Consider the following 1746-nt stretch of genomic DNA (forward strand, 5'->3'; position numbering starts at 1 on the left):
ATTCTCTTAAAACTGCACTATCTTGAATATCACCAAGATATTCCTGGATGTCTTTCATATCTTTTAGATAAGCTTCATAAGTTGGACCATAAAATTCAGTAAATAAACTCATTTGGTAACGAACCCGCTTTACTTCTTTGCGCAAACTATGTAGGTTTTCCTCCTCAGTATCACTAATACTTATAGAATAATTATCATTCTTAATTTTCACGACTTGATATTTAGAATTAGTTTTTTGTAGCAAGAAATCCTGATTATCGCTTGTTTCTACATCCTCTTTTTCTACCCCGACTAACCAACCAGGATGAAGAAATAATTGACTAATTTCAGGTAATAATAAATCTGGTAATACTTCTTGAATTGGTAGTAGAGAAATATCTGTATAAATTGGGCTATCTAACCACTCCTGCAATTTCTGTTTCAACATTAGATAACTCTTATCTCCGAGTATTGCTCGTACTTTTTTAAAAGCTTGGCGACGCTGTTTTCGCAACTGCTGCATAGCCTTATCCAGCTCGACTTGTTCTTGAGTAGGTAAATTTGGTTTATAGCGATTTTCTAGAGCTTCTAAAAGCACATCTAAATCCCTTAAACCCCCTAAACAACGAGCAATTTTACCAATTTTTCGATCTTGAGCAGCTTTCGGCAAAGTTACAACAGGTCTAAAACCTTGAGCCGCAGAGCGCAAACGACGCATACCCACTCGCATTTGATGCAGTTCCTCTGGGTCTCGATCTTTTAGTACCTCTGGTTCATGTTTCAGAGTCTTCTGAAAATGCTTTTCAAAGGCTAAGGATGCCCAGTCTCCAAGACTATTGACTTTAGGCAATACTTGTGTTGTCATAGTTAATTGTCACCCTAACTCAACTTTGGCAGTCATGCTTACAACATTCTGCAAAACTATTATAATAACACTTTTTGTTACTTATTAACAATTTTTTTTTTCAAATTATTGGATCAAGTTAAATCGGAGTAATACTTAGGGAATAGCAAACAATAAGAAACTGTTTGTAAACTCATAAAAACCTCTCTCCAAACCTCTCTCCTACGAGGAGAGAGGCTTTGAAACCCCTATTCCCTTCCCTAGAAGGGGGCAGGGGGGTTAGGTTTGCGCGGATTCATCGGTTCCATGCAGCACTTCTCAAACAGCTTCTAAATTATCTAATTTTTGAACTAGATCTCTTTGTTTCGCTACCTCTATTCCCCACTCCCTGCTCCCTATTCTCTAAATTTAGGGTAATTGTATGTTTTTTATTTGGAAGTCCCTTAGAAGTTATTGAATAAGTATTAAACTTTTGAATTAAAGGCAACAATATCTCGTCTTTTCCTAAATGTTTGCTATATCATCCTAAATCAAAAATCAAACGTTGAGTTAAAATCAAAACTGCTATAGCAAAAACAAAAAAACTAAACCCCTTCTTAAGTTCTTTGGCTTCAATCAACTTAGTTAAATAAGCGCCACTAACAGTACCAACTCCTGCGGCAAGTGTAAAAGAAACAATTAAATTAAAATTCAAAACCACTTGGTCTAAATAACCTGTAAACCCCGTTACGGACTTAAAAGCAATAATCAGTAACGACGTACCGATCGCTTCCTTCATGGGAATTCCACCCAAAAGCACCAACGCTGGAATAATCACAAAACCCCCACCAATACCTACAAAACCTGTTATAGTTCCTATACCTAACCCTTCCAGCATCATTGCCAACCCATGATTTTGAGGTGAATGTGGTAATTCATTCTGC

The 1746-nt window shown here is 36.7% G+C and carries 2 protein-coding genes; both read right to left on the minus strand.

Features of this window, described 5'->3' with window-relative positions; all coding sequences use genetic code 11:
• The coding region (locus F6K22_RS40145; RefSeq protein WP_293110680.1) for a CHAD domain-containing protein at positions 1-844 on the minus strand (844 nt) is incomplete at its 3' end.
• A 499-nt stretch (positions 845-1343) separates the two neighbouring features.
• A partial coding sequence (locus F6K22_RS40150) for a sulfite exporter TauE/SafE family protein (protein WP_293110681.1) occupies positions 1344-1746 on the minus strand: 403 nt, incomplete at its 5' end.

The organism is Okeania sp. SIO2F4, assembly GCF_010672385.1.
Classification (GTDB): Bacteria; Cyanobacteriota; Cyanobacteriia; order Cyanobacteriales; family Microcoleaceae; genus Trichodesmium.